This is a genomic window from Nocardioides sp., from assembly GCF_036401255.1.
In the GTDB taxonomy this organism is placed as follows: Bacteria; Actinomycetota; Actinomycetes; order Propionibacteriales; family Nocardioidaceae; genus Nocardioides.
In genome coordinates, this window is record NZ_DASWVI010000383.1 from 1 (window position 1) to 6,223 (window position 6,223).

The following is a 6,223-nucleotide window of genomic DNA, read 5'->3' on the forward strand; positions in this document are numbered from 1 at the left end:
CTCCTCCCCGGCCGACTGCGCCTCCGAGTGCTCGGCCGCGGCCACGCCCTTGGCGTCGAGGCCCTCACCGGCGGGCAGGTCGTGCCCCACGGTCCGGCTGGCGGCGAGCAGGTCGCGGAACGGCCCGGGAACGACCGCGAGCTCGGCGCGCGGGCCGTGCTGGACGACGCGACCACGGTCGAGCACGGCGACGAGCGGAGCCCGCTCGATCGTGGAGAGCCGGTGGGCGACGAGGATGCCGGTGCGGTGCGCGAGCAGCCGGTCGGCGGCCGCGACCACCCGGCGCTCGGTGAGCGGATCCATCCGCGCGGTGGCCTCGTCGAGCACGACGACGCGCACGTCGCGCACGAGCAGCCGCGCGAACGCCACGAGCTGCTCCTCCCCGGCCGACAGGGAGGTGCCGCCCGGGCCGAGGAGCGTGTCGAGGCCGTCCGGGAGGCCGGCGACCCAGCCGTCGAGGCCGAGCTCGACCACGGCGGCCTGGACCGTGCCGCGCGGGACGTCGGCGAACAGCGTGATGTTCTCGGCGAGGGTGCCCGCGAGGATCTCGGTGCGCTGGGTGACGACGCCGACCGCGCGGCGCAGGTGTTGCAGGTCGAGGTCCCGCGCGTCGGCGCCGCCGAGGAACACGGTGCCTCGCGGTGGCTCCATCGCGCGGGACACGAGCGCGGCGAGCGTCGACTTGCCCGAGCCGGTGCGACCGACCAGCGCGACGGTCTGACCGGCCGGGACGCGGAGGTGGACATCCTGCAGCGCGAAGGCCCCCTCGACGTAGGAGAAGTCCAGGCCGCGCAGCTCGAGGTCGAGCGGGCCCTCGGGCAGGGGGTTCCCGCCCTCCGGCTCCGGCGGGACCGCCAGCATCTGGCGCAGCCGGATGACCGCGCCGAGACCAGCCTGCAGGTCGGGCAGGTGGTTGGCCGCCATCGCGATCTGGCCGACGAACGTCGAGGTGACCAGGAACAGCGTCACCACCTCGGCGACCGACAGGTTGCCGCCGGAGGTGAGCGCCACCCCGGCCACGGCGATCGCCGCCAGGAGGGCGTGGAGCAGCACGCCGGCGCGACGCACGAGGCGGCTCTCGACGTCGACGACCGCGCGGAACTTGGTGTGTACGTCGGCCGAGAGCCGGGCCACCCGGCGCAGCACGTGGGCCTGGCCGAGGCTGGTGCGCAGGTCGTCACGACCGGCGATGCCCTCCTCGAGCACGGCGGCGTGGTCGGTCCACGCCATCTCCTCGACGACCTTGCGCCGCGAGATCTCGCCGAGAAGCGAGCGGATCGCCAGCCACGTGAGGCTCGCCAGCAGCGGGAACAGGACGAACGCCGGCCACCAGGTCAGGCCCGCGACCACCCACATCGGCAGGGCGCTGAACAGCGTGCGGGCGAGCATCCAGATCTGCCAGCGGACCAGGTTGCCGACCTCGTGGGTGTCGTCGTCGATCCGGTCGAGGACCTCGCCCACGGCCTGCTCGCTGAGCGCGGACAGCGGCTGGCTCAGAGCCGCTCGGAGCAGGTCCTCGCGCAGCAGGCCCTCCGCGCGGTCGGAGCACCCGACCCACGCGACCTTGCCCGTGGTGTCGACCACGGCCGCGCCGACCAGGCAGAGCGCGAGCACCCAGACCAGGCCGCGGGTCGGGTCCTCGGCGAGCCGCCCGGCGACCACGGTGCCGAGCGTCATGCCGATCGCGGCCACGGCCGACGCGCAGAGCGCCGCGATCGCCACCGGGCTCTGCAGCCGGCGGGGGCCGATCGTGCGGGACGGGTCGACCGCCGGAGTCGTCGGGTGCTCGTGCTGGTCCGAGGTGGAGGGCGCGGTCGCGGTCGTGGTCATGGTCCCCCCACGCTATGCGGCGGCGGGGACAGTTCTCTCCTGGTTTTCGTCGACCCTCAGGCGTCTTCGAGGAGCCGCGCGACGCCGCCCAACGTGAACACGACCCGCGTCGGCTGGCTGGGCTGCACGATGCGCACGTGCTGTCCACGCAGCGCGGCGAGCTGGCTGGCCGCGACCACGACCGCGATGCCCTGGCAGGACATGAACGTGACGTCGCGGAGGTCGAGCTCGATCAGCTCGGTCCCGTCGTCGATCAGCCGCAGCAGGGTCCGGGCCACCTCGGGTGCGGTCGCGAGGTCGACCTCGCCGCGCACACGTACGACGGACCGGCGACCGACCACCTGGACGCTCGAGATCTCCATCTCCACCATCGCCTTCCGGCGAGAACGTTCCACCAAGAACGGTGACGCCCTGAATGGCGAGACTCGAGGAATCCTCGGTTCTCGCCACGCTACGCCGGCGCTGCGGTTCCGGCACCACCCTCACGGGTGTCCTCGAGATCGAGCGCCGTGCTCCGGCGCCGCGTGGTGACGTGCTGAGGCGGGGCGCGTGGCACCATCACGACATGGATGCCGAGGAGCCCCGCAAGCCGCTGGCGCAGGGCTTCACGGTTCCCGACGAGTACGACCCCGACGTGCTACGTAGCCACGAGGAAGACGAGGACGACGAGTGAAGCTCCTTCTCACCTCCGGCGGCGTCACCAACCCGACCATCCGCGACGCGCTCGTCGAGATGCTCGGCAAGCCGATCGAGGAGGCCACTGCCCTCTGCATCCCGACGGCGATGTACGGACACCCGTGGAGCGGACCGGGCGTCCGGGCGTGGCAGTTCATCAGCGGCCGGTCCGAGAACCCGATGGTCGATCTGGGCTGGAGGTCGATGGGCGTGCTCGAGCTCACCGCGCTGCCCAGCATCGACGAGGAGCGCTGGGTGCCCCTGGTCCGCGAGACCGACGTGCTGCTGGCAGCCGGTGGTGACGTCCTCTACCTGTGCCACTGGATGCGGGAGTCCGGGCTGGCCGACCTGATCCCATCGCTGAGCGACACGGTCTGGGTGGGGTTGAGCGCCGGGAGCATGGTGATGACGCCCGAGGTGGGCGAGGACTTCATCCAGTGGCGACCGCCGAGCGGCGACCTCCGCACGCTGGGGGTCGTCGACTTCTCGATCTGTCCCCACCTCGTCCCGGACGGTGGGCCGGGCAACACCATGGCCGAGGCGGAGCAGTGGGCGGCCGGCATCTCGGGCCCGGCGTACGTCCTCGACGACCAGACCGCGATCACCGTCGTCGACGGCGTCGTCGAGGTCGTCTCCGAGGGGCAGTGGACGCTGCTGTCGTCCTAGCGGCCGCCGGCGCCGGCCCGTGCGGCGACGTCCGCGTCGCTGCAGAAGCCGGTGCGGCGGCGCTTGAGGCAGAGCAGCCCGAGCAGCGTGCCGTCCTCGTCCATCACGGCGAGCCGGCGGCGACCGGTGGCGAGCAGCAGCTGTCGCGCCTCCTCGGCAGCGGCGGTCGGCACGACGGTCCGCCCGTCGAGGACGGCGTGTTCGAGGGCAGGCGCTGAGTCGGGAGCGCCCGTCAGGTCGGTGCGGTCGACGGCACCGGCGAGGATCCCGTCGTCGACGAGCAGCACGACGTGGACGTGGTCGTCGTACAGCGCCGCCCTGGCTTCGGCGACGCTCGCCGTCACCGGGAGCGTCTTGGGCTGACGGAGCATCACGTCGGCGACCGTGCGACCGACGAGCTCAGCGGGCGTGTCGATCGAGCCAGGCACCTGATACTGCATCGCGGCCAGCATAGTTGGTCTCCTCAGGATGGGATCCCGGCACCGGGCGCCCTCTCGTCTCCGAGAGGGCGCCCGCGTCCGGACGGGGCCTGGACCGGGCCGCGGTCGTCAGGACGGCTTGGGAGCGTCCGGCCGGGCGTAGCGCACCCAGGTGATCACGATGCACAGCACCGCGAACGCCGCGCCGACGGCGTAGAACGCGACCGGGCTGACCATCGTCAGGCCGATGCCGAAGAAGAACGGGCCGAAGGCCGCGATCGCGGCGGTCCAGCCGATCACGCCGCCGGCCTGCCGGCGCTCGAAGATCATCGGCATCTGCTTGAAGGTCGAGGCGTTCCCGACCCCGGTGAAGAAGAAGATCGCCAGCATGCCGTACAGGAAGTGGTGGAACTGCGCGTCCAGGGAGACGGCGCCGGCCGAGACGTCGGGGGTCAGCGTCGTCATCGTGTAGAGGACCGAGCCGAGGATGCCGATGCCGGAGACCAGCGTCCACTTGGCGCCGCCGAAGCGGTCGGTGAGGGGCGCGAACAGCACCCGCGCACCGGCGCCGACGAGGGGGCCGAGGAAGACGTACTTGACCGGGTCGGGGATCGAGTAGCCGTGCACGAGCACCTGCGTCGTACCGTCCGAGAGGGTCTTGGCGATCTCGGTGTTGCCGCCGGCGTACAGGTTCTTCATCAGCAGCCCGAACTGACCCGAGAGACCCGAGAACGTGCCGAAGGTCATGATGTAGAGCAGCGTCATGTACCACGTGTCGCGGTTGTTGAAGATGTCGAACTGCTGGCGCACGTTGGCCGTGACCGGCACCGACTTCAGCATCGTCCACGCCAGCACGGCGCCGACCAGGACGAACGGCACATAGACGAACGCGGCGTTCTGGTACCAGGCCTCGGTCGCCGGCTTGCCCGGGAACGACTGGCTCTGGGAGCTGCCGAGGAAGCCCACCATCGAGAACCCGATGATCCAGGGCGTGACGAACTGGACGAGCGAGACGCCGAAGTTGCCGATGCCCGCCTGGAGTCCGAGCGCCGTGCCCTGCATCCGGCGCGGGAAGAAGTACGACGTCGACGGCATGAAGCCGGAGAACGCGCCGCCACCGATGCCGGACAGGGCGGCGAGGACCAGGAACGTCGTGAACGACGTGTTGGGGTTCTGCACCGCGATCCCCCAGCCGAGCAGCGGGATCAGCATCAGCAGCGTGGTGAGCGCCACCAGCTTGCGCGTGCCCAGCACCGGCGGGAGCGTCATCCAGACCAGCCGCAGGACGCCGGCCGAGAGCCCGGGCATCGCGGTGAGCCAGTAGAGCTGGTCCTTGCTCAGGTCGAAGCCGAGGTTCGTCAGCTTCGGCGCGATGGCGCTGGCGATGAACCAGGAGACGAACGCCAGGGTGAGTGTCCCGGTCGTGATCGACAGGGTCTGCCAGGCGAGCCTCCGGTCCCAGGTCTCGGCGTTCTCCGGGTCCCAGTCGGTGAGCCACTCCTTGCCGCGCTTGGGCGGCGAGGCGGGGGCCGGAGAGGTCTCCGGCGTGAGCAGGCTGGTCATCAGTGCCTCCACGGCGATCGTGCGGTCCAGCCGCCCCCGGTCCGGGGCGGCCCGGACATCGTCACCGGCGAACCCCCGTGCAACTCAGGGACCGAAGTCCCGGGAAGAACCGCTCGTTCGGCCGGACCTAGGCCCCGGGGACGGGACTTTCGTCCCGGTCCGGACCGCAGACCTTCGTCCTGACGCGGTCCTGGGGTGCTCAGGAATGCGGGGCGAGGTGGAGCAGGCAGGCGCCGGGCTCGGCGAACGGCAGCAGCTCGGCGCCCGAGGGGTCGCCGCCGTAGGTCTCCAGCGCGCCGCGCACGATGCCGAGGTGCACCGAGCAGACCACGTCCGGCTGCTGGTGGGCCGCCTCGAGGAGGGGGCACCGCGTCAGCCGGACCTCGCCGGCGTCGTCGTCGGCCTCGGGGGCGAAGCCGAGCTCGTTGAACAGGCCGACGACCTTGCGACGGGCGACGACGTGCGCATCCGCCGGAGCCGTGGTGTCGACCCCCTCGGGGTCCGGGGTCTCCCGGGCCAGGCGCTGGCCCCACTCCAGGCCCGCCCGGCCGGCCTCCTCGGTGGGGTCCGGGCTCGAGCGCACGACGATGGTCGCGAGGGTCGCGGCGAGCCCGGCGTACTCCGCGCCGGTGCCGCGGTCGGGGCGGACCGCCTCGTAGAGCCAGGCCTGACGCCCGCGGCCGTTGGCCGGGGCCAGGCGCCGGGACACGTGGCCGCTGCGCAGCAGGCCGTCGAGGTGCTCGCGCACGGTGTTGGTGTGCAGGCCCGTCAGCGTCACGAGCGCCTGGACGCTCGTGGGCTCGGGCTGCGCCTCGAGGGTCTCGAGCAGCGCGGTCCGGGTCTCCGACAGCGGACGGCCGCTGGCCGTTCGGGCGGGCCGGGGGCCGCGCCGGGCGGGGGCACGCTCGATCACCCGCCCATTCTCGGCCACCCGGGCCGCTGCACCGTACGCCGACGGGGCCGGTGTGACGAACGCGACGCCCGCCCCAGCCCTCAGCGGAGGGGGTCAGCGTGCGGCGGCTCCCGGCCCGACCCGGTCGCGCACCTCGGCGGGCCGCGGGAACGCGGGC

General features: G+C 72.5%; 6 protein-coding genes. 1 reads left to right on the forward strand and 5 read right to left on the reverse strand.

Going from position 1 to position 6,223, the window contains the following annotated elements; all coding sequences use genetic code 11:
* Both VGD85_RS17910 and VGD85_RS17915 read right to left on the reverse strand, forming a co-directional pair.
* Positions 1-1,830 (reverse strand): ABC transporter ATP-binding protein (locus tag VGD85_RS17910; protein ID WP_331064793.1); only part of this gene is annotated, 1,830 nt, incomplete at its 3' end.
* Positions 1,831-1,886: 56 nt separating this feature from the next.
* Positions 1,887-2,192 (reverse strand): STAS domain-containing protein, encoded by a 306-nt coding sequence (locus tag VGD85_RS17915; protein WP_331064794.1) that lies wholly within the window; start codon positions 2,190-2,192, stop codon positions 1,887-1,889.
* Between the two features lie 307 nt (positions 2,193-2,499).
* On the opposite strand from VGD85_RS17915, the gene VGD85_RS17920 reads away from it, so the two are divergent.
* Positions 2,500-3,171: a Type 1 glutamine amidotransferase-like domain-containing protein gene (locus tag VGD85_RS17920; protein ID WP_331064795.1), complete on the forward strand. Its 672-nt coding sequence runs from the start codon at positions 2,500-2,502 to the stop codon at positions 3,169-3,171.
* On the opposite strand, the gene VGD85_RS17925 is transcribed toward VGD85_RS17920, so the two are convergent.
* The 3 genes from VGD85_RS17925 to VGD85_RS17935 all read right to left on the reverse strand — a co-directional run bounded on the left by VGD85_RS17925 (position 3,168) and on the right by VGD85_RS17935 (position 6,066).
* Positions 3,168-3,611 carry a CBS domain-containing protein gene (locus VGD85_RS17925; RefSeq protein WP_331064796.1) on the reverse strand — a complete coding sequence of 148 codons (444 nt, stop codon included), beginning with the start codon at positions 3,609-3,611 and terminating at the stop codon, positions 3,168-3,170. The two genes, VGD85_RS17920 and VGD85_RS17925, sit on opposite strands and share 4 nt — an antisense overlap.
* Before the next feature lie 108 nt (positions 3,612-3,719).
* On the reverse strand, positions 3,720-5,153 hold the full coding sequence (locus tag VGD85_RS17930) for an MFS transporter (RefSeq protein WP_331064797.1): 1,434 nt from the start codon (positions 5,151-5,153) through the stop codon (positions 3,720-3,722).
* 199 nt (positions 5,154-5,352) lie between these two features.
* Positions 5,353-6,066: a transcriptional regulator gene (locus VGD85_RS17935; protein WP_331064798.1), complete on the reverse strand. Its 714-nt coding sequence runs from the start codon at positions 6,064-6,066 to the stop codon at positions 5,353-5,355.
* Between the last annotated feature and the right edge of the window lie 157 nt (positions 6,067-6,223).